Source organism: Luteimonas sp. A501 (genome assembly GCF_054052085.1).
Map to the genome: position 1 here is coordinate 953,219 of NZ_JBSVRI010000001.1, position 20,213 is coordinate 973,431.

Genomic DNA, 20,213 nt, shown 5'->3' on the forward strand with positions numbered 1-20,213 from the left:
GAATGGCCGCCGGGCCGCGCCGCGTTGCATGCGGCCAGCCGGTCAGTCGGGCGTCGTGTCGGTGCGGAAGACCGGGTAAAGCCCGAGGCGCTCGTCCCAGCTTGAGTGGCGGCGATGGAACCACTCCAGCCGTGCCCGCGGGCTGGCCGCGAACTCCGCGTCTTCCGCCACGCGGCGCTCGAAGGCATCGCGGACCACCGGATCGCGAAGCATGTCGCGCGCGACGGCTTCGGCGACGTAGGGCTCCATGTACTCCTTGGGTTCGAAGGCGTTGTTGAACTCGCCCCAGGCCGCCATCGAGTCCGGTGCCTGGGGTTCGAGGATGGCCATCACCAGGCGCGCGCGCGGCTGGGCGATGGGCACGAACAGCGCGCCGGCGACAAGGTCGCGGGTTTCCGGGCGCCACGCGCCATCCACGCCCAGGCGCTGGCGGCCCTCGCTCGAGGTCGCGGCCAGCCGCGGCGCCTCGGTGCGGAACGTTTCGATGGCGGCGCCCGCGAGCGGCCGGGCCACCCGGCGGTAGTCGACGCCGTGGACGTCGAGCCAGCGCGCGACCTGGCCCGCGTGCCGCGCCGGCACCAGATAGCCGGCGCCGGGCGCGACCACGCTGTGGCCGGGCACGATCTCGTCGCGCAGCGGCATCTTCCAGACCTGCGGCGTGGCTTCGTCGTAGCGCGTGGCCAGCGCGCCGGACACGTCGGAATGCGTGCGCGTCCAGGCGTAGCCGCGGAAGTCCACGGTGCGCACACGGTCGGTGGCGACGTAGTCCAGCGGCACCGTCCGCCCCGCGAGCCGCGCCGCGCGGGCGTCGGCCGCGGCCGCGACCTCCAGCCACTCGCGGCCGTGTGCGGCCGTCTGCTCAAACACCCCGACCACGAGGTTGCGGGTGATGCCGACGCGCACCGGGTATTCCTTCCAGGAATGCGTCTCCACCAGGATCCCGAAGCGGTTGCGCAGCGGGAAATAGCCGTGCGAGAAGCGCGGCGGGGAGACGCCGTCGACGATGCCCGAGCTGGGGTCGTCATGGACCTCGAACGAGGGATAGAAGGGCAGGGGCAGCGAACCCTGCGCCGCCAGGCCGTCGAGCAGGCCGTCGCGCAGGGCCAGGCCGGCGCGGGCCAGCGCGGCATCGCCGGAGTGCAGCGGTTCGATCTGCACCGAGACGTCGTGCTCGAACTGGGCGCCGTTGGTGGCGTGCAGGTCGACGTAGGCGATCGGATCCCAGGCCTCGACCAGGCCGAGCATCGCGCGCATCTCCGGCGCATCGGCCTTCAGGTAGTCGCGGTTGAGGTTGTAGTTCTGCGCGGTGGTGCGCCAGCCCATTTCCTCCGGGCCGCGCTGGTTGGGGCGGTTCCAGGCGCCGAAGCGCTCGTGGCCGTCGGCGTTGAAGACAGGCACGAACACAAGCACCTGCCGCTCGAGCGCCCCCGGCGCGGCCTCGCCGTCCAGGGCCTGGCGCAGGGCCAGGAAGCCGGCGTCCTTGCCATCGACCTCGCCGGCGTGGATGCCGCCCTGGACCAGCAGCACCGGCAGCCCGGCCGCGCGCGCGGCCTCCGGCGTCAGCGCGCCGCTGCGCGAGGCGACCAGCGCCTTCATCGGCCGTCCTTCGGGCGTGGTGCCGAAGTCGATGCAGCGCACCGCGTCCGGATACCGCGTGGCGAAGCCGGCGCACAGCGCGAGCACCTCGTCGTAGCGGCCGGTGCGCACGAAGCCTGACTGTTCGGCGACCGTGGACAGGGGCGGCGCTGCCGCGGCGGCAGGGCGCGGCGCGCCCACGATTGCGGTGGTGCCCGCCGTGGCGGCCGCAGTGGCAGCCGACAGCGCGAGCAGCAGGCACAGCGGCATTGCGGCGATCCTGGATCGGGACATGGAATCGGGCCGGGGTGGCGACGGGCGCCCATGATGCCGCGTCCATGCCTTTCGGCCAAAGCGCGCCCGCGGCGGATACGCTAGCCTTCGCGGCTTCGACCGCAAATCGGCCACACCGCATGAGCCACGCCCCCGTTGCCCCCGACGCCGGCAGGATGCCGCGCCAGATCGCCTACATCATCGGCAACGAGGCCTGCGAGCGCTTCAGCTTCTACGGCATGAGGAACATCCTCATCCCGTTCCTGATCAGCTCGATGCTGCTGGCCTACCTGCCCGCGGGCCCGGAGCGCGAGGGCGCCGCCAAGGACATCTTCCACAGCTTCGTCATCGGCGTGTATTTCTTCCCGCTGCTCGGCGGCTGGCTGTCGGATCGCTACTTCGGCAAGTACAACACCGTGCTGTGGTTCTCGCTGATCTACGTCGCGGGCCACGCCTGCCTGGCGCTGTTCGAGGACAGCCGCAACGGCTTCTACACCGGCCTGTTCCTGATCGCGCTGGGCTCGGGCGGCATCAAGCCGCTGGTGGTCTCGTTCTGCGGCGACCAGTTCGACCAGACCAACAAGTCGAAGGCGAAGGTGGTCTTCGACGCCTTCTACTGGATCATCAACTTCGGCTCGTTCTTCGCCTCGCTGCTGGCGCCGCTGCTGCTGCGCAGCTACGGGCCGGCGGTGGCCTTCGGCGTGCCGGGCGTTCTGATGCTCATTGCCACCGTCGTGTTCTGGCTGGGCCGCAAGGAGTACGTCAACGTGCCGCCGTCTGGGCGCGATCCCGATTCCTTCCTCAACGTCGTGCGCACCGCGCTGCGGGGCAGCGCAGGGCAGGGCGGCTCCGGCACGCTGATCGCGCGCGCGGGCATCACGCTCGCGGTGCTGATGCTGGCCCTGTGGGCGCTGGACGCGATTGGCGTGCCGCTGCCCTGGCCGGATTCCTTCGGCTTCGTCATCACCGCCTGCCTGGCGCTGGGCGTGGTGATCGCCTGCGTCGGCTGGGGCGCCTCGCTGCAGCTCGAGCGCGCGCGTGGCCTGCACCCGGACGCGGCGGTCGACGGCGTGCGCGCGGTGCTGCGCATCCTGATCGTATTCGCGCTGGTGACGCCGTTCTGGTCGCTGTTCGACCAGAAGGCCTCGACCTGGATCATCCAGGGCAACACCATGCTGATCCCGCACGAGGCCTGGTGGTGGCCGAGCTGGCTGATCAAGGAGGCGGCGCAGATGCAGGCGCTGAATCCGCTGCTGGTGATGCTGTTGATCCCGTTCAACAACCTGGTGCTGTACCCGCTGCTGCGCCGGATGGGCTTCACCGTGACCGCGCTGCGCCGGATGGGCTGGGGCATCGTGTTCTCGGGCATCGCCTGGATCGCGGCCGGGGTGCTGCAGCTGTGGCTCGACGGCGGCGCCGAGGTCTCGCTGGCCTGGCAGAGCCTGCCCTACCTGCTGCTGACCTTCGGCGAAGTGCTGGTCTCGGCCACCGCGCTCGAGTTCGCCTACAGCCAGGCGCCGCAGGCGATGAAGGGCGTGATCATGGCCTTCTGGTACCTGACCAGCACCTTCGGCAGCCTGTGGGTGCTGTTGACCAACGCCGGCGTGCGCAACGACGCGGTGACCTCGGCCATCGCCTCCACCGGGCTCAGCGAGAACGCCTTCCTGATGTTCTTCTTCGCCCTGTTCGCATTCCTGGCGGCGCTGGCGTTCGCGGCCTATGCGCGCAGGTACCCGATGCAGGACAACTACCGCGTGTCCGCCGGGGTCGCGGCATGAGCGGCGATGCCGGCCTGGTCACGCTGGCGATCCTGGCGCTGACGGTGCTGGTGTCGTGGCAGGCCTTCGGCAACCGCAGGCTGCTAGATCGCCTGCTGCTGTGGCCGCCGGCGATCGAACGCCACAAGCAGTACGACCGCCTGGTGACCCACGGCTTCGTGCACGCCGACTGGCAGCACCTGCTGTTCAACATGGTCACGCTGTTCTTCTTCGGGCGTTACGTCGAACGGATGTTCGCGCCCTACATCGGTTCGCTCGGGTTCGCGCTGTTCTACCTGTCGGCGATCGTGGTGGCGATCCTGCCCACCTACCTGCGCCATCGCCACGATGCCGGCTATCGCAGCCTCGGTGCTTCGGGCGCGGTGTCGGCGGTGCTGTTCGCCTTCATCCTGGTGCAGCCCTGGGCGCTGATCTTCGTGTTCTTCATCCCGGTGCCGGCGATCGTCTACGGCGTGCTCTACGTCGGCTATTCGATCTGGATGGAGCGCCGCGGCGGCGACAACGTCAACCACAGCGCCCACCTGTGGGGCGCGGGTTACGGCCTGCTGTTCACGGTGATCATGGAGCCGGGCGTAGTCGAGGTCTTCCTGGCGCGGCTGATGTCGCCGATGTCCTGAGTCAGGAGATCGATTCGCTGCCGGCGCCGATGCCGGCCTGGTCGCAGTCGTAGGCCTGGAGCAGGCGTGCGTAGACCAGCGAATCGAGCTGGTTGAACTCGACGTTGTCGACCTCGCCCGAGCGGGACAGGTCGAACAGCCGGGTGACGGCTTCGTGCGCGGCGCGCGTGTCGGTGGTGGCGTGCATGGTGGCTCTCCATCTGGGCTGCGTGCTGGACTGCATGCATCAACCGTGCCAGTCGTGGCCGCGATGGCCACGGCGCAGGCGGGGGTGACGCTTCCCGTCACAAGCGCACCCGGGCCGGCGGGCAGTGACCCGGGCCGGCGGCACTCACCGCGCCTGAATCCATTCCGTGATACCCATGAACCCGTCACCAAATGGAGAAATCAGATGGCCTTTACCCGCGCCCAGGCGACCGAACTGCTCAACAAGGCCGAGATGCGCCTGTACGACGACAGCCGGGCCAACGCCCTGCGCGGGTTTGACCGGGCGGCGTTGGCCGGCCGCGCGACGCGCGCACGCGCCTCGCGTGACCGGGCCCGGGACCTGCTGAAGCGTCAGCGCCTCGCTGCACGCAAGCGCGGGGACAGCAAGGCGGCCGGCCCGGGCGGCGTCGCGGCAAGGACCGCACGCAAGGAAGAACTGTTGGCCGAGATCCTGGGGCGCTTCGTCGAAGCCCGCAGGAGCGCGCCGGTAGTGGTGGCGAAGAAGGCCGTCGCGAAGAAGGCCGTCGCGAAGAAGGCCGTCGTGAAGAAGGCCGTCGCGAAGAAGGCGGTCGCGAAGAAGGCCACCGCGAAGAAGGCCACCGCGAAGAAGGCCACTGCGAAGAAGGCCACTGCGAAGAAGGCCACCGCGAAGAAGGCCACCGCGAAGAAGGCCACCGCGAAGAAGGCCACCGCGAAGAAGGCCACCGCGAAGAAGGTTTCGCCCGAGCGCGCGCTCGCGAACACCCGCAAGCTGCTCGAGGAAAAGCAGGAGCGCGATCGTTCACCCCAGCCCTGGCAGTCGCTCGACCCGGTTGCCGACCATGTTCCGCAGCCCGGCTACCAGTCGCCACAGGCAGCGAGCAAGGCGCAGGACCTGCATGCGGGTGAGTCGCGGATGGCTTCGATCCACGGCAGCATGTCCACCACCGATCGCCATAACCAGGGCAAGCGCGATGGCCGTGGCGACACCGACTGAGGAGTGATTGCGATGGGGACCCTGGATATCACCCACCACGGCATCCCGGGCCGGTTCGTGACCGAGGTCGACGGCCATGTGGCCAACCTCGACTACGAGATGGCCGATGGTCTCATGCACATCACCCACACCCGGGTGCCCGAGGCCATTGGCGGACGCGGCATCGCCGGCAAGCTTGTGGAAGCCGCCTTCCACCACGCCCGCACCGAGGGCTGGAAGGTCCGCCCGCTCTGCGCCTACGCCGAGGCCTGGGCAGGTCGCCATCCGGAGCATGCCGACTTGCTGGGCTGAAACGCATCGCGCGCGCTGACGCGTGATCTGCCAGACTTGCGCCCCTTTTCAACCTCGGTCAGTGTCGGCGGCCATGCGCCTCAACAAGCACATCAGCGAAACCGGCGCCTGCTCGCGTCGGGAGGCCGACCGCCTCATCGGCGAGGGCCGGGTCACCGTCAACGGCATGCGTGCGCGGATCGGCGCCGAGGTCGGCGAGGACGACACGGTCCTGCTAGACGGCCAGCCGCTGCGCCCGCGCGGCACTGCGCCGGGCAAGCGCAAGCACGTGTACATCGCCCTGTACAAGCCGGTGGGCATCACCTCCACCACGGAGTCCGGGGTCGCCGGCAATATCGTCGATTTCGTGGGCCACCAGCAGCGCATCTTCCCGATCGGGCGCCTGGACAAGGATTCCGAGGGCCTGATCCTGATGACCAGCAACGGCGACATCGTCAACGCCGTGCTGCGTGCGGAAAACAAGCTCGAGAAGGAGTACCTGGTGGCGGTGAACAACCCGGTCACCGACGAGTTCCTGCGCGGCATGGCCCGCGGGGTGCCGGTCCACGGGGAGACAACCCTGCCATGCCGGACCCGGAAGCTTGGCCGCTTCGGTTACCGGATCACCCTGGTGCAGGGGCTCAACCGGCAGGTGCGGCTGATGGCGGCGCATTTCGGCTATCGGGTGAAGCGGCTGGTGCGGGTGCGCGTGGGTCCGGTCCAGCTTGGCCACCTCAAGCCGGGGCGCTGGCGGAACCTCAGCGACGCCGAATTGACGGTCCTTTTGCCGCAGCAGGACGCCTGGTAGAGGGTCCATCCGGGGGCAGTCGACGACGAACGGTACACGCCGTTCACATTTGCAATCGAATTTGCGGTATGGTTCGCCCACTGTTCAAAGCGGGATCACGGTACATCGTGGCTCCGGTGCGGTAGATCCAAGGTTACAAGGCGTTTGCGCCAGCTTCCGACGATCCGCTCCATCGTTCCTGTGCTACCCCTTGCTTCGCAGTCTCGGATCCGCTTGCGGACCGTGTCATTTCAAAACTGTTCAAGGAGTAACACCATGTCCGATCGTCAGACCGGCACCGTCAAGTGGTTCAACGACGCCAAGGGCTTCGGCTTCATCACGCCTGAGAGCGGCCAGGACCTGTTCGTCCACTTCCGTTCGATCCAGGGCACCGGCTTCAAGTCGCTGCAGGAAGGCCAGCAGGTTTCGTTCAAGGTTGTGCAGGGCCAGAAGGGCCTGCAGGCCGACGAAGTGCAGGCCATCTAAGGTCCGCACATCGCTGCATCAGAAGCCCCGGACGGCAACGTCCGGGGCTTTTTCGTGTCCGGGGCGTAAGCGCCGGCATCACGCCCGGGTCGTTAGCCTGTGCCCTTCCACGGACTGAACGGGGGGTTCCAGATGGTTCATCGCTCTTGTCGCATCGTGCCGCTGATACTGGTGGTGGCGCTGGCTGCGGCCGGCTGCCGTCGCGAGGCCGAGGTCCCGGGGGGCGCCGTGAGCGGCCCGGCGCCGGATCCGGCTGCCGCCATCACCGACCCGGATGCCCGGGGCGAAGAGCCGCGGGTGCTCGAGGACGTGATGGAGTCCGACCCGCGCTACATCATCGGCATCAGCTACCCGCCAGGCATCAATCGCCATCCGGGGCTGGCGGCGGAGCTTGGACGGTATGCGGATGCCGCCCGCGCCGACCTGATGGAAGCGGTTGCAGCGCGGGACCCCGACGCCCCCGGCGCCGGCGCCCCCTATGACCTGTCGCTGCCATTCGACATGGTGATGGAGTCGCCCGAGGTGGTGGCGGTGCAGGCTACCGGCACCAGCTATACCGGCGGAGCCCACGGCAATCCGCTGGTCGCGCGTTTCGTGTGGCTGCCCGGGCGCAATGAAATGCTCCGCGCGGAGGCCCTGCTCGAAGGTCCGGATGCCTGGAACGATGTCTCGGCGTTCGTGCGCGAGTCCCTGCACGGGGCGCTCTCGCAGCGCCTGGATGCCGATGCGAACCTAGAGCCTGATGATCGTGCGCGCCTGCAGCGCAGCGTTGGTCGCATGATCGATGAAGGCACCGGGCCGGAGGTGGCCAACTTCGCCCACTTCGAGCCGCTCCCGGGGGCCGACGGCCGCCTGCGCGGGCTGCGCTTCGTGTTCCCGCCCTATCAGGTGGGACCGTACTCCGATGGTGTGCAGACGGTCGACGTGCCGGCCAGCGTGCTGCTGCCGCATGTCTCACCGCCATACCAGGGCCTGTTCGCCGCGAACTGAGCGGCGCGGGGCCGGGATTGGCCCCCGCCGCCGCCAGGCGCTAGCATCGTCCCGGGCCATTTCGGGGACGGTGATGCATCCGATCCAGGAACGCGTCCATGGCCTGCTGGCTTCCGCCGACGTCCGCATTGGCGGCGACAGGCCCTGGGACATGCGGGTTCACGACACCCGGCTGCCGGCACGGCTGCTGGCCGGGGGCTCGCTGGCCTTGGGCGAGTCCTATATGGATGGGTGGTGGGACACGCCCTCGCTGGACCAGTTGATCGGCCGCCTGCTCGCAGCAGGGCTGGACCGCCGTGCGCCCGGCCTGGCCGACCTCCGCGACGCCGCCGCCGCGCGCCTGCTCAACCTGCAGCTCGGGCGGCGCGCCTACGCGGTGGGCGAACGCCACTACGACCTCGGCAACGACCTGTACCGGGCCATGCTCGGCCGCCGCCTGGTTTACAGCTGCGGCTATTGGCATGACCGTGACGGCAGGCTGGCGGAATCGCTCGACGCCGCCCAGGAAGCCAAGCTCGACCTGGTCTGTCGCAAGCTCGGCCTGCGGCCGGGCATGCGCGTGCTCGACATCGGCTGCGGCTGGGGCGAAGCGCTGAAGTTCGCCGCGGAGCGCCATGGCGTCAGCGGCGTGGGGGTGACCATCTCACGGGAGCAGCAGGCTTTCGCCGAAGCGCTGTGCGACGGCCTGCCGCTGGAGTTCCGCCTGCAGGACTACCGCGCGCTCCGCGGCGAACGCTTCGACCGGGTGCTGTCCATCGGCATGTTCGAGCACGTGGGGCTGCGCAACTACCGCGGCTATTTCGACCTGGTGCGCTCGCTGCTGCCCGCCGACGGCCTGTTCCTGTTGCACAGCATCGGCGGCAACGCCTCGCGTCGCCGCACCGACCCCTGGATCGCGCGCCATATCTTCCCGAACTCGATGCTGCCCTCGGCGCGGCAGCTGGCAGTGGCCAGCGAAGGCCTATTCGTGATCGAGGACTGGCACAACTTCGGCGCCGACTACGACCTGACGCTGCAGGCCTGGCGCGACAACGCCGAGGCCGCGTGGGACCGGTTGCCAGCCCGCTACGACGAGCGCTTCCGGCGCATGTGGCGCTATTACCTGGGCTGTTCGATGGCGGGCTTCCGGATGCGCCGTACCCAGCTGTGGCAGGTGTTGATGTCACCGGAGGGCATTCCCGGCGGCATCGTCGCCGCGCGCTGAGGGGCGGGTGCGGCGACCCCGGAAAGAACTTCCCCCGCCGGAGCGGGGGAAGCGATGGGTCAATCCTGCTGGGTGGTCCCGGCCGGCGGGGCGCCGTCCTCGGTGGTGGCATCCAGGCCACGCTTCACCAGCAGCGGCTTGATGTCCGGCGTCTTGCCCGAGAAGTCGGTGAACAGCTGCAGCGCGTCCTTGCTGCCGCCCTGCGACAGCAGCGTGGCGCGGAAGCGGTCGCCGTTGGCGCGGGTCAGGCCGCCGTTCTCCTCGATCCAGGCCACCGTGTTGGCGTCCAGCACCTCGGACCAGATGTAGGCGTAGTAGCCGGCCGCGTAGCCACCCATGATGTGGCTGAAGTAGGTGGTGCGGTAGCGCGGCGGCACCGCGGCGAAGTCCAGGCCGGCGGCCTTGAGCGCGGCGGCCTCGGTGGCGAGGATGTCGCCGGCCTCGGGCAACCTGTCGGCCGGCAGCTGGTGCAGGTACTGGTCGAGCATGGCCGCGCCCAGGTACTCGGTGGTGGCGAAGCCCTGGTTGAACTTGGCGGTCGCGACCACCTTGTCCAGCAGCGCCTGCGGCATCGGCTCGCCGGTCTCGTGGTGCTTGGCGTAGTTGGCCAGGATCGACGGCCAGTCGGACCACATCTCGTTGACCTGCGAGGGGAACTCGACGAAGTCGCGCGGCACGCTGGTGCCGGAGAAGTAGGGGTACTTCACGTCCGAGAACATGCCGTGCAGCGCATGGCCGAACTCGTGGAACATGGTCGTGACCTCGTCCCAGGTCAGCAGGGTCGGCTTGCCGGCCTCGGGCTTGGGGATGTTCTGGTGGTTGGCCACCACGGGCTTGGTGCCCTCGAGCTCCGACTGCGAGACGTAGCCGCTCATCCACGCACCGCCGCGCTTGGAGTCGCGCGCGTAGGGATCGAAGATGAAGAACGCGAGCTGGCTGCCGTCGGCGTTGGAGACCTCGTAGACCCAGGTGTCCTCGTGGTACTTCGGCAGGTCGGTGCGCTCCTTGAAGGTGATGCCGTAGAGCTGGGTGGCGGCGTAGAACACGCCGTCCTCGAGCACGCTCTTCATCTCCAGGTAGGGCTTGAGCTGGGATTCGTCGAAGTCGTACTCGGCCTTGCGCACCTTCTCGGTGTAATAGGCCCAGTCCCAGGGCTCGACCTGGAAGGTGGGCTCGCCCTTGGCCTTCTGTTCGGCGTCGATCATGGCCTGGAGCTTGCCGGCCTCGGCGCGGGCATTGGCGACGGCGGCCGGGGCCAGCTGGCCGAGCATGGCGTTGACGGCATCGGTGGTCTTGGCGGTTTCGCCGTCGAGCACGTAGTCGGCATAGGTCTCGAAGCCCAGCATCTTCGCGCGCTCGGCGCGCAGCTTCAGGACCTTTGCGACCAGGGCGGTGTTGTCCCACTGGTTGCCGCGCGCGCCGCGGACCACCGAGGCCTTGTGGATGCGTTCGCGGAGTTCGCGGTTGGCCAGCTGCGACAGCGGCGGCTGGCCGGTGGTGTTGAGCAGGGTGACGACGTACTTGCCCTTGTGGCCGCGCGCGGTCGCTGCGGCGGCGGCACCGCGGACCTGCTCATCGGTCAGGCCCTCCAGCTCGGCGGCGGTGTCGACCACCACGGCGGAGTCGTTGACCTCGGCCAGCACGTTCTGGCTGAAGGTCGTGCCCAGGGTCGCCAGTTCGGAGTTGATTTCCTTCAGGCGCGCTTTCTGGGTCTCGTCGAGCGCGGCGCCGGAGCGGACCAGGTCCTTGTAGTACTCCTCGACCAGGCGCACGCCTTCGGCGTCCAGGCCCAGGGTGCTGCGGGCGTCATGCAGGGTCTTGATGCGCGCGAACAGCTTCGGATCCAGCGAGACGGCGTCGCGGTGGGCGGCGAACTTCGCCGAATAGTCGGCCTGCAGCTTCTTGCGCGCGTCGTTGGTGTCGGTGCCGACCAGGTTGAAGAACACGCGCATCGCGCGGCCCAGGGTCTTGCCGTTGGTTTCCAGCGGCAGGATGGTGTTTTCGAAGGTCGGCAGTTCCGGGTTGTCGGCGATCGCACGGACTTCGGCGAGCTGCTCGGCCATGCCGGCCTCGAAGGCGGGGGCGAAGTGTTCGTCACGGATCAGGTCGAAGTGCGGGTACTGCAGCGGCAGCGTGCTCTTCGCCGCGAAGGGATTGTCCTTGAGGGCAGCGGCGCTGGCGGACACGGCGGCTTCCGCATCGGTGGTGGACTGGGCGAGGGCAGGCGACATGCCTGCACCGGCGATGGCGATGGCCAGGGCGAGCGACAGCGGATGCTTCATCGGGCGTTTCCTTGCGGGACTGAGTCCCCTAGGGTACCCCGCCCGCCCGGGAGCTCCCCCTGACGAAAGGCATGGTCCATGCCGCACTGCCTGTGGGAGCGGCTATAGCCGTTCCCACAGGAGCGCGCTCAGCGGACGATGGTGACCGGCAGCTCGCTCTGGGCGATGACCTTGCTCGACACCGAGCCCAGCAGGATGCCCTTGACCGAGCCGCGGCCGTGCGAGCCCATCACCACGATGTCGGCCTTGGTGTCCTTCGCCGCGGCGAGGATGGCTTCGGAGGGCTCGCCGACGACGGCCAGTTCGCGCACGTCGGCCTTGCTTCGGGCCAGCGCCTTGCGCGCCGGGGCGAGCATGCGCTGGTGGTTCTCGGCGTGGATCGTATCCATCGCCTCCCTGCCGATGCGGGTGACGACGCCGGGGAAGGGCGCGGCATCCACCGCGACCAGGAAGATCTTCGCCGGCTTGGCCAGGCTCCTGGCGAGCGTGTTGGCGTGTCTGGCGGCGCGGACGCTGATGTCGCTGCCGTCAACGGCGACCAGGATCTTCATGCGGATTTCCTCGGGATTCGTGCGTGATGGCGGGATTCTACGCGGTGCGGGGCGCCGGGGCATGGCGCCGGCGGCTCACTTCTCGACGAAGGCCCGCTCGAAGACATAGTCGCCAACCACGCCGATGCGCATCGACGGTTTGAAGCCGCGGCCATCGAGCAGCGCGCGGAAGTCGGCCAGCATGCCCGGGCTGCCGCAGATCATGGCGCGGTCGCGTGCGGGATCAAGCGCGTCCAGGCCGAGGTCGGCCATCATCTGGCCGGTGGCCATCAGGTCGGTCAAGCGGCCGCGGTGGGGGCGGCCGTCGAACACGAAGTCCTCGCGAGTGACCGCCGGGTAGTAGAGCAGGCGCTCGCGCAGGATGTCGCCGAGCAGCTCGTGGCGCGGCAGCTCGTTGACGATGTAGTCGCGATAGCAGAGGTCGGCCTCGCTGCGCACGCCGTGGCAGAGCACCACGCGCTCGAAGCGCTCGTAGGTCTCCGGATCCTTGATGATCGACAGCCACGGCGCAAAGCCGGTGCCGGTGCCCAGCAGGTACAGGTTGCGGCCGGGGTGCAGGTCGCTGATCAGCAGGGTGCCGGTGGGCTTGCGGCCGATCAGCACGTCGTCGCCGGGCCGGATGTGCTGCAGGCGCGAGGTCAGCGGTCCGTTGGCGACCTTGATGCTGAAGAACTCCAGCTGCTCTTCCCAGTTCGCGCTGGCGATCGAATACGCGCGCATGAGCGGCTTCGTGCTGCCGTCGGGCTGTTCGACGGGCAGGCCGATCATCACGAACTGGCCGTTGTCGAAGCGGAAGCCGTCGTCACGGGTGGTGGTGAAGCTGAAGTAGTCGTCCGTCCAGTGACGGACGTCCAGCACCGTCTCGGTGCCAAACGCTGAGGACATGCTGTGTTGGGCCGGAGGGGAAGGAAACCCGCTTATTGTACGCTCAGGCCCTGCCGCTTGCCCCGACCCCGGCGGACCCCCAGTGGGAGCCGCTATAGCGGCGATCGAACCATGTGTCCGGAGCGAAGACCAGAATGCCCGAGCTGCCGTATGCGGCGAACGGGCCTTCTCGCGGCTATAGCCGCTCCCACACAAAGCCGCTGCCACAGTGGATCGGTGGTGGGGTGTCAGCGGTAGCCGGCGGCCTGCAGTTCGAACAGTTCGGCGTAGCGGCCGCCGGCGGCCATCAGTTCTTCGTGGGTGCCGCTGGCCTCGATCAGGCCGTCGGCCATCACCAGGATGCGGTCGGCCATGCGCACGCTGGAGAAGCGGTGCGAGATCAGTACCGTGGTGCGCTGGTCGGAGAGTTCGCGGAAGCGCTGGAAGACCTCGTACTCGCTGCGTGCGTCCAGCGCCGCGGTGGGCTCGTCCAGGATCATGACCTGGGCATCGCGCATGTAGGCGCGGGCGATGGCGACCTTCTGCCACTGGCCGCCGGAGAGGTCGACGCCGGTCTTGAAGCGGCGGCCGATCACCTGGTCGTAGCCGCGGGGCAGGCCGGTGATGACCTCGTCGGCCATCGCGCGGCGCGCCGCGGTCTCGATGCGCTCGCGGTCGTCCATGGCGTCGATCTGGCCGACGCCGATGTTCTCGGCCGCGGTCATGTGGAAGCGCACGAAGTCCTGGAAGATCACGCCAATGTTGGCGCGCAGGTCGTCGAGGTCGTAGTCGCGCAGGTCGCGGCCGTCGAGCAGGATCCGGCCCTCGTCGGGGTCGTACAGGCGCGAGAGCAGTTTGACCAGGGTCGTCTTGCCTGCGCCGTTCTCGCCGACCAGGGCAAGCACTTCGCCCGCGCGCAGCTCGAATTCGACGCCGCGCAGCGCCCAGCGGGCGGCGTCGGGGTAGCGGAAGCCGACGTTCTCGAACACGAAGCCGCTTGAGATGGGGCGAGGGATGGCCGATGCCCCCGGCTTCGACACGATCTCCGGCTCGATGTCGAAGAACGAGTACAGGTCGTCGAGGAACATCGCCTGCCCGGCCACCTGCGACAGGCCCACCAGCAGCCCTTCAAGCAGCTGGCGCAGGCGGCGGAAGCTGCCGGCGAGGAAGGTCAGGTCGCCGATGCTGAAATCGCCGTGCACCGTGCGCCAGGCGATGTAGGCGTAGGCCACGTAATAGCCGAGCGTGCCGAGCGCGGCCAACAGGGTGCCCCAGAAGGCACGCCGGCGGGCCAGCTTGCGGTTGGCGACCAGGAAGGCCTGCGAAAGCGTGCGGAAGCGCTCCACCAGGAAGTGGTGGAGGCCGAAGATCTTCACTTCCTTGGCGGTGTCGACGCTGGCGCCGGTCTGGCGCAGGTACTCCAGCTGGCGGCGCTCGGCGGTCCACTGGAAGTTGAGCGAATAGTTGAGCGCGTTGAAGTGCGACTCGCCCACGAAGGCGGGGATCAGCGCCACGGCAAGCAGCAGGATCAGCCAGGGCGCATAGATCATCAGGCCGGCGGAGAAGCTGATGATGGTGACGATGTCCTGGGCCTGGCCGAACAGCTGGCCCATCAGGTTCATCCGGCCCATGGTCTGGCGCCGCGCGCGGTCGAGCTTGTCCTGGAGCTCCGGATCCTCGAAGTCCTCGAGGTCCAGGGTCGCCGCGTGTTCCATCAGGCGCACGCTGGCGGCGTTGGTGAACATCTCCGACAGCACCTGGTCGCAGTACGAGACCACGCGCCCGAGCAGGTCGGAGCCGATCGCCAGGCCGAACTCGGCCGCCAGCAGCAGCGCCAGGTAGTCGAGCTGGCCGGTGCGCCAGGCCTCGGCGAAGCCGTCGCCGACCACGCCGGTGCCGACCAGGCGGATGGCCTCGTCGATGATCAGCTTGCCCAGGTACAGCATCGCCACCGGCAGCACCGCCCGCAGCAGGCGCAGGCCGAGCGTGGTGATGGTCAGTGCCCGGCTGGTGCGCCAGATCTCGCGCAGGAACGGCGGCAGGTTGCGCAGCGCGCTGAGCCGTTCGCGAAGCGAAGGGCGGCCCGCCTGTGGATCAGGCGGGGATGATGGGGTGCGGGCGGCGCTTGCGACGGTCGACATCGCGCCATCTTGCCCCGACCCTTGTGCAGACCGCTACAGCGCGCGCCGCGAACCTCTGGGAGCGGCTATAGCCGCGATCGCTCTGCGGCACAGGGCAGGCGGCGCGGATCGCAGCTGTAGCTGCTCCCACAAACAGCTGTCAGTCGAGCTGCAGCTCCACGTCGCCGGAGAAGGTCTCGATCGTGACCGACCCGCTGCCGGTGCCATAGCGGTGCTCGAGGCTGGCGCCGGGGCCCACGCGCTTGCGCACGACGTCGGCGCCGGGGGCGTCGATGTCGCCGCTGAAGGTCTTGGCCTCGACCCGGGTCGAGGCGCCGGCCGGCAGTGCCAGGCGGACGTCGCCGCTGACCGACTCGAAGCTGAAGCGGCCGCCATCGGCCATGGCCGTCCTGATGCTGGAATCGCCCGATACCGAGCTGCTTTCCAGCCGCGCCAGGCGCTCGCCGCGGGTGTCGATATCGATATCGCCCGACACCGTTTCCACGTCGATATGGCCGGCGATGCGGCCGCGCAGGGCGACCTTGCCGCTTACGCTCTCGACATCGACCTCGCGGCTGTTGAGATTGAGCTTCAGGTCACCGCTGACGCTTTCGATGCTGGCCTTGCGCGGTGCGCCGACCGCGGTCACCCGGCCGCTGACGCTGTCGATTTCCAGATCGTCGCCGGCCACGCCCTGGACATCGACGCTGGCTGCGACCGAATCGACGTCGAGGCTGGCCTGGCGCGGGATTTCCAGCACCAGGGTCGTGGGTTCGCTGTCGCGGCCGTTGCGCGGATAGCGCACGCGCACCGACAGCTTGTGGCCGCCGTCGTCGATCTCCAGGCGCTCGACGCCATCGCCCAGGCTTCCGGTGATGCGGACTTCGTTGCGGTCCCAGGTGCGGACCTCGACCTGGCCCTTGAGGTTGGAGACCTCGACTTCGCCGCGGGCGTCGAGCGGGCGGGTTTCGTTGATCGGGGTGGCGGCGAGCAGCGGGCCGGCAAGGCCGGCGAGCGCGAGGCCGATGATGAGATGACGGGTCATGTGGGAACTCCTCGGGTCAGGCCTGGCGCAGGCTGAGCGCCAGGCGGTGGGCATAGATGTGCTGCAGCCGGTGGAACAGGTGCAGCGCGTCGGGATCACGGGCCAGCGCGGCGCGCACTTCGGCGGCGCTGCGGTCGAGTTCGGCGTCCAGGCCGGGCGTGGACGCGCTGCCGGTGCCGGTGGCTTCGACTTCGCGCAGGGCGCCCTGGTATTCGCGGGCCAGCGCGTCGGCGGCCCGCAGCAGCGGGCTCGTGGCCAGGGCCGCGGCGCCTGTGGCGACCACATTGGTGGGGCCGTTGGCCGGCGGGTCGACCGCAACCCGCACCGGCAGCAGCTGCCAGCCTGCTGCCACTGCCAGCACCACCGCGGCGGCACTGGCGTAGGCGGCATTGCGGCGACGCAGGTGGCGGCGTCGGTCGCTGCGCTGCGCGGCTGGCGGCGTGGGCGCAAGCGGTGCCGACGGCGTGCATGCCGCCGGCGTGGTGGAGGTCGCGACGCGGACGTCCCCCGCAGCGCCGGCGTGACAGGCGTCGCAGAGCGGTCCCCGTGGCTCCAGTCGGGCGGAAATCGCGGGCCACAGGTCGCGCTCCGGGGTGGCGTCTTCGCGCAATCCGCGCAGGCGCGCGGCCAGGTCGCGGGGCAGTGCGGGACCGGTCCCGCCCTGGCCGCCGGGGTGCGTGTTCGTACTCATGTCATGTCTCCGAGTCGGGCGCGCAGCAGCCCGCGCGCACGGTGCAGCTGGGCCTTGGAGCTGCCCGTCGCCATGTCCAGCGCGGTGCCGATCTCGCCGTGGGTCCAGCCTTCGATGTCGTGCAGGACCAGCACGGCGCGTGCGCGCGGCGGCAGCGTGGCGACGGCGCGGGCGAGGTCCATCGCCATGGCAGGACCATGTCCGGGCGCGCCGGGCGAGGGCAGCTCGTCGAGCAGTCCGTCGTCGTCACCGTCGAGTGCCGGGCGCGCGCGGCGTGCGCGCAGGTCCATCAGCGCGGTGTTCACCGCCAACCGGTGCAGCCAGGTGCCGAAGGCGGCCTCGCCGCGCCACTGCGGCAGCGCTTGCCAGGCGCGGAGGAAGGTCTCCTGCACCAGGTCCTCGGCGCGCGCATGCTGCCAGCCGGCCAGGCGCAGCACCACGCCGTGCACGCGCGCCGCATGGCGGCGATACAGCGCTTCGAACGCGGCCACGTCACCGCCGGCCGCGGCCAGCGCCAGGGCGTGGTCGCTGTCCCCGGCATCAAAGGCGGCCGGGGTTTGCAGGCTGTCGGTCATGGCGGCGTCGAGCATACCCAGTCGGATGCAGCGTCGCGGCAAAGGGTTTAAGCCTTGCCGCCGCGGCGGCGTAAAATGGGCGCCTGAGCCCGCAGTCCAAGAGCCCGCCGTGACCGAGATCCGCCAGGAAGAATTCATCCAGAGCGTCGCCGACGCCCTGCAGTACATCAGCTACTACCACCCGGTGGACTACATCCGGAACCTCGCCGCAGCGTACGAGCGCGAGGAGTCGCCGGCGGCCAAGGACGCCATGGCGCAGATCCTGATCAACTCGCGCATGTGCGCCGAAGGGCACCGCCCGATCTGCCAGGACACCGGCATCGTCACCGTGTTCCTCGAGATCGGCATGGATGTGCGCTGGCCCGACGCCACCATGGGCGTCGAAGAGATGGCCAACGAAGGCGTGCGTCGTGCCTATCGCCTGCCCGAGAACAAGCTGCGCGCCAGCGTGCTGGCCGATCCTGCCGGCGCCCGCCGCAACACCGGTGACAACACGCCTGCGATCGTCAACTTCAAGGTGGTCCCGGGCGGCAAGGTCGACGTGATCGTCGCCGCCAAGGGCGGTGGCTCGGAGGCGAAGGCGAAGTTCGCCATGCTCAATCCGTCGGACTCCGTCGTCGACTGGGTGCTGAAGATGGTGCCGACCATGGGCGCCGGGTGGTGCCCGCCGGGCATGCTCGGCATCGGCATCGGCGGCACCGCCGAGAAGGCGATGCTGCTGGCCAAGGAAGCGCTGATGGAGCCGATCGACATCGTCGACCTGAAGGCCCGCGGCGCGTCCAACCGCCTGGAAGAGATGCGCCTGGAGATCTTCGACGGCGTCAATGCGCTCGGCATCGGCGCCCAGGGCCTGGGTGGCCTGACCACGGTGCTCGACGTCAAGATCAAGGACTATCCGACCCACGCTGCCAACCTGCCGGTGGCGATGATCCCGAACTGCGCGGCCACGCGGCACGCGCACTTCACCCTCGACGGCAGCGGCCCGGTGATGCTGGATCCGCCGTCGCTTGAGGACTGGCCGCAGATCACGTACGACGCCTCCAAGGGCCGCCGGGTCGATCTCGACACCGTGACCCCGGCGGAAGTCGCTTCATGGAAGCCGGGCGAGACGCTGCTGCTCAACGGCCGCCTGCTGACCGGCCGCGACGCGGCGCACAAGCGCATGGTCGGGATGCTCGACCGCGGCGAAGCGCTTCCGGTGGACCTCGCCGGCCGCTTCATCTACTACGTCGGTCCGGTGGATCCGGTCGCGGGCGAGGTCGTCGGCCCGGCGGGCCCGACCACGGCCACGCGCATGGACAAGTTCACCGAGCAGATCCTGTCGCAGACCGGCCTGCTGGGCATGGTCGGCAAGGCCGAGCGCGGTCCGGCCGCGATCGAGGCGATCCGCAAGCACAAGTCCGCCTACCTGATGGCGGTCGGTGGCTCGGCCTATCTTGTTTCCAAGGCGATCAAGGCGGCCCGCGTGCTGGCTTTCGAGGATCTCGGGATGGAGGCGATCTACGAGTTCACGGTGCAGGACATGCCGGTGACCGTGGCGGTGGACTCCACCGGCGAGTCGGTGCACGAGACGGGGCCGCGCGAGTGGCAGTCGCGGATCGGGAAGATTCCGCTGAGCCTAAAGCTGTGACCGGATCGGCCGGATGATCTTCTCGGCGAACTTCTCGCGCAGCGGTCGCTGCTCCCACATCTCGTACGAGTACTGCTTCGCGTCCTCCATGTCCTTTTCGAACACTTCCGTCATCCGCGCCGCAAACGCGCGGTCGTAGACGTTGAGGCTCGCCTCATCATTGAGCCGGAACGAGCGGATGTCGAAGTTCGTCGAACCCAGCGACACCAGCTCGCCGTCCACGATCAGCAGCTTCACGTGCAGCATCGTCGGCTGGTATTCGTGGATCTCGATGCCCGCCTTCAGCAACTCGCCCCAGCCTGCCTTGGACGACAGGCGCACCGCTTCCGAATCGATGTGCTCGCCCGGCAGCAGCACGCGTACCCGGACGCCGCGCTTGCGGGCCGCGATCAGCGCCTTGTCGATCAGTTCGTCGGGGACGAAGTAGGAGGCGGTGAGGTCGATCGTATGCTCGGCCGCGGCGATCGCGCTCAGGTACATCAGGTGCATGCTTTCGCTGCCCCCGGCCGGTGATGCGATGAACAGGTGGGCGGCCATGTCGCCTGCCGGCTCGAGCTCCGGGAAATACGCTGGACCGTTGAGCAGGGTGCCGGTGGTCTTGATCCAGTTGTCGTTGAAGGCGGATTGCATCTGCGCAACCGCCGGGCCCTCGATGCGGAAGTGCGCTTCGCGCCAATGGTCCGGGTCCTGCGCATGCCCGGTCCACTGGTCGGCGATGCCCACGCCGCCGGTGAAACCCACCTTGCCGTCGATCACCAGAAGCTTGCGGTGGGTGCGGTTGTTCATGCGTCCCAGGTTGTACCAGTGCAACGGACGGTAGCGCTCCACTTCCACGCCGTCTTCCTTCATCTGGTCCAGCATCTCGTCATCCATCTTGATACTGCCGACCCAGTCCACCAGCAGGTGCACCGCCACGCCTGCGCGCGCGCGCTCGCTCAGCGCGTCGGCGAAGCGCTGGCCGATGTCGCCCGACCAGTAGATGTAGGTTTCGAAGGTGATGGTTTCCTGCGCCGAGGCGATCGCCTCCAGCATCGCCGGGAAGATCTCGTCGCCGTTCTCGTAGTCGGTCACCTGGTTGCCGGGCAGGATTGCCGGCCCGAGCAGGACCGACATCTCGCGCCGGAACTGCGGATCGCTGATCGCATGCCGGTGCGCGATCTTGCGTTCGATCTTTTTTTCCGGGGTGGCGAAGTTCATCGCCAGCACCACGGCAAGCACCGTGATGACGACGGTCAGGACAAGGGTCCAGGCCATGTGCTTTCGACTCCAGTTCTTGAGGCTCATCGGATTCC

General features: G+C 68.8%; 19 protein-coding genes. 9 read left to right on the top strand and 10 right to left on the bottom strand.

Annotated elements, in window-relative coordinates:
- Positions 1-42: 42 nt before the first annotated feature.
- Positions 43-1,869, bottom strand: coding sequence for a M14 family metallopeptidase (locus tag ACW7G5_RS04325; RefSeq protein WP_457002113.1), 1,827 nt, complete (start codon positions 1,867-1,869; stop codon positions 43-45).
- A 119-nt stretch (positions 1,870-1,988) separates the two neighbouring features.
- Here ACW7G5_RS04325 and ACW7G5_RS04330 point away from each other — a divergent pair, with 119 nt between their 5' ends.
- Both ACW7G5_RS04330 and ACW7G5_RS04335 read left to right on the top strand, forming a co-directional pair.
- Entirely contained in the window at positions 1,989-3,626 is a 1,638-nt protein-coding gene (locus ACW7G5_RS04330) for a POT-type proton-dependent oligopeptide transporter (protein ID WP_457002115.1), read from the top strand.
- 14 nt (positions 3,627-3,640) lie between these two features.
- Positions 3,641-4,243: a rhomboid family intramembrane serine protease gene (locus tag ACW7G5_RS04335; protein WP_457002868.1), complete on the top strand. Its 603-nt coding sequence runs from the start codon at positions 3,641-3,643 to the stop codon at positions 4,241-4,243.
- A 1-nt stretch (position 4,244) separates the two neighbouring features.
- On the opposite strand, the gene ACW7G5_RS04340 is transcribed toward ACW7G5_RS04335, so the two are convergent.
- Positions 4,245-4,430 carry a hypothetical protein gene (locus ACW7G5_RS04340; RefSeq protein ID WP_457002117.1) on the bottom strand — a complete coding sequence of 62 codons (186 nt, stop codon included), beginning with the start codon at positions 4,428-4,430 and terminating at the stop codon, positions 4,245-4,247.
- Between the two features lie 204 nt (positions 4,431-4,634).
- Here ACW7G5_RS04340 and ACW7G5_RS04345 point away from each other — a divergent pair, with 204 nt between their 5' ends.
- The 6 genes from ACW7G5_RS04345 to cfa all read left to right on the top strand — a co-directional run bounded on the left by ACW7G5_RS04345 (position 4,635) and on the right by cfa (position 9,163).
- Positions 4,635-5,426, top strand: a complete 792-nt coding sequence (locus tag ACW7G5_RS04345) for a histone H1-like repetitive region-containing protein (RefSeq protein WP_457002119.1) — start codon at positions 4,635-4,637, stop codon at positions 5,424-5,426.
- A gap of 12 nt (positions 5,427-5,438) precedes the next feature.
- The gene (locus ACW7G5_RS04350) at positions 5,439-5,717 is read left to right on the top strand and encodes a GNAT family N-acetyltransferase (RefSeq protein WP_457002121.1); all 279 of its coding nucleotides are present in this window, start codon (positions 5,439-5,441) and stop codon (positions 5,715-5,717) included.
- Positions 5,718-5,790: 73 nt separating this feature from the next.
- A complete protein-coding gene (locus tag ACW7G5_RS04355) occupies positions 5,791-6,504 on the top strand; it encodes a pseudouridine synthase (protein ID WP_457002123.1) in 714 nt (237 codons plus the stop codon).
- Positions 6,505-6,759: 255 nt separating this feature from the next.
- A complete protein-coding gene (locus ACW7G5_RS04360; RefSeq protein ID WP_343254799.1) occupies positions 6,760-6,969 on the top strand; it encodes a cold-shock protein in 210 nt (69 codons plus the stop codon).
- Between the two features lie 132 nt (positions 6,970-7,101).
- Positions 7,102-7,959 (top strand): DUF3298 domain-containing protein, encoded by an 858-nt coding sequence (locus tag ACW7G5_RS04365; RefSeq protein WP_457002125.1) that lies wholly within the window; start codon positions 7,102-7,104, stop codon positions 7,957-7,959.
- A gap of 73 nt (positions 7,960-8,032) precedes the next feature.
- A complete protein-coding gene (cfa, locus tag ACW7G5_RS04370; protein WP_457002127.1) occupies positions 8,033-9,163 on the top strand; it encodes a cyclopropane fatty acyl phospholipid synthase in 1,131 nt (376 codons plus the stop codon).
- Between the two features lie 59 nt (positions 9,164-9,222).
- Here cfa and ACW7G5_RS04375 read toward each other — a convergent pair whose 3' ends face one another.
- The 7 genes from ACW7G5_RS04375 to ACW7G5_RS04405 form a co-directional block, all read right to left on the bottom strand.
- Positions 9,223-11,433: a M3 family metallopeptidase gene (locus ACW7G5_RS04375; RefSeq protein WP_457002870.1), complete on the bottom strand. Its 2,211-nt coding sequence runs from the start codon at positions 11,431-11,433 to the stop codon at positions 9,223-9,225.
- A 140-nt stretch (positions 11,434-11,573) separates the two neighbouring features.
- A complete protein-coding gene (locus ACW7G5_RS04380) occupies positions 11,574-11,996 on the bottom strand; it encodes a universal stress protein (RefSeq protein ID WP_457002129.1) in 423 nt (140 codons plus the stop codon).
- Positions 11,997-12,071: 75 nt separating this feature from the next.
- The gene (locus ACW7G5_RS04385) at positions 12,072-12,881 is read right to left on the bottom strand and encodes a ferredoxin--NADP reductase (RefSeq protein ID WP_457002131.1); all 810 of its coding nucleotides are present in this window, start codon (positions 12,879-12,881) and stop codon (positions 12,072-12,074) included.
- Between the two features lie 227 nt (positions 12,882-13,108).
- Positions 13,109-15,001 carry an ABC transporter ATP-binding protein gene (locus tag ACW7G5_RS04390; RefSeq protein WP_457002133.1) on the bottom strand — a complete coding sequence of 631 codons (1,893 nt, stop codon included), beginning with the start codon at positions 14,999-15,001 and terminating at the stop codon, positions 13,109-13,111.
- Positions 15,002-15,140: 139 nt separating this feature from the next.
- Complete coding sequence (locus ACW7G5_RS04395) at positions 15,141-16,025, bottom strand: DUF4097 family beta strand repeat-containing protein (RefSeq protein WP_457002135.1); 885 nt, start codon at positions 16,023-16,025, stop codon at positions 15,141-15,143.
- Positions 16,026-16,041: 16 nt separating this feature from the next.
- Complete coding sequence (locus tag ACW7G5_RS04400) at positions 16,042-16,716, bottom strand: hypothetical protein (protein WP_457002136.1); 675 nt, start codon at positions 16,714-16,716, stop codon at positions 16,042-16,044.
- A complete protein-coding gene (locus tag ACW7G5_RS04405; protein ID WP_457002138.1) occupies positions 16,713-17,306 on the bottom strand; it encodes an RNA polymerase sigma factor in 594 nt (197 codons plus the stop codon). The genes ACW7G5_RS04400 and ACW7G5_RS04405 overlap by 4 nt, the downstream gene beginning before the upstream one ends.
- A 94-nt stretch (positions 17,307-17,400) precedes the next feature.
- On the opposite strand from ACW7G5_RS04405, the gene ACW7G5_RS04410 reads away from it, so the two are divergent.
- Positions 17,401-18,921 carry a fumarate hydratase gene (locus tag ACW7G5_RS04410; RefSeq protein ID WP_457002140.1) on the top strand — a complete coding sequence of 507 codons (1,521 nt, stop codon included), beginning with the start codon at positions 17,401-17,403 and terminating at the stop codon, positions 18,919-18,921.
- Here ACW7G5_RS04410 and ACW7G5_RS04415 read toward each other — a convergent pair.
- The gene (locus tag ACW7G5_RS04415) at positions 18,910-20,175 is read right to left on the bottom strand and encodes a phospholipase D-like domain-containing protein (protein WP_457002871.1); all 1,266 of its coding nucleotides are present in this window, start codon (positions 20,173-20,175) and stop codon (positions 18,910-18,912) included. The genes ACW7G5_RS04410 and ACW7G5_RS04415 overlap by 12 nt on opposite strands.
- Between the last annotated feature and the right edge of the window lie 38 nt (positions 20,176-20,213).

Bases quoted from the DNA above. Each gene is read 5' to 3' on its own strand.
- ACW7G5_RS04345 (WP_457002119.1), top strand. From the start codon at position 4,635: ATGGCCTTTACCCGCGCCCAGGCGACCGAACTGCTCAACAAGGCCGAG.
- ACW7G5_RS04400 (WP_457002136.1), bottom strand. From the start codon at position 16,716: ATGAGTACGAACACGCACCCCGGCGGCCAGGGCGGGACCGGTCCCGCA.
- ACW7G5_RS04325 (WP_457002113.1), bottom strand. From the start codon at position 1,869: ATGTCCCGATCCAGGATCGCCGCAATGCCGCTGTGCCTGCTGCTCGCG.
- cfa (WP_457002127.1), top strand. From the start codon at position 8,033: ATGCATCCGATCCAGGAACGCGTCCATGGCCTGCTGGCTTCCGCCGAC.
- ACW7G5_RS04405 (WP_457002138.1), bottom strand. From the start codon at position 17,306: ATGCTCGACGCCGCCATGACCGACAGCCTGCAAACCCCGGCCGCCTTT.
- ACW7G5_RS04355 (WP_457002123.1), top strand. From the start codon at position 5,791: ATGCGCCTCAACAAGCACATCAGCGAAACCGGCGCCTGCTCGCGTCGG.
- ACW7G5_RS04350 (WP_457002121.1), top strand. From the start codon at position 5,439: ATGGGGACCCTGGATATCACCCACCACGGCATCCCGGGCCGGTTCGTG.
- ACW7G5_RS04395 (WP_457002135.1), bottom strand. From the start codon at position 16,025: ATGACCCGTCATCTCATCATCGGCCTCGCGCTCGCCGGCCTTGCCGGC.
- ACW7G5_RS04365 (WP_457002125.1), top strand. From the start codon at position 7,102: ATGGTTCATCGCTCTTGTCGCATCGTGCCGCTGATACTGGTGGTGGCG.
- ACW7G5_RS04340 (WP_457002117.1), bottom strand. From the start codon at position 4,430: ATGCACGCCACCACCGACACGCGCGCCGCGCACGAAGCCGTCACCCGG.
- ACW7G5_RS04360 (WP_343254799.1), top strand. From the start codon at position 6,760: ATGTCCGATCGTCAGACCGGCACCGTCAAGTGGTTCAACGACGCCAAG.
- ACW7G5_RS04380 (WP_457002129.1), bottom strand. From the start codon at position 11,996: ATGAAGATCCTGGTCGCCGTTGACGGCAGCGACATCAGCGTCCGCGCC.
- ACW7G5_RS04390 (WP_457002133.1), bottom strand. From the start codon at position 15,001: ATGTCGACCGTCGCAAGCGCCGCCCGCACCCCATCATCCCCGCCTGAT.
- ACW7G5_RS04330 (WP_457002115.1), top strand. From the start codon at position 1,989: ATGAGCCACGCCCCCGTTGCCCCCGACGCCGGCAGGATGCCGCGCCAG.
- ACW7G5_RS04415 (WP_457002871.1), bottom strand. From the start codon at position 20,175: ATGGCCTGGACCCTTGTCCTGACCGTCGTCATCACGGTGCTTGCCGTG.
- ACW7G5_RS04385 (WP_457002131.1), bottom strand. From the start codon at position 12,881: ATGTCCTCAGCGTTTGGCACCGAGACGGTGCTGGACGTCCGTCACTGG.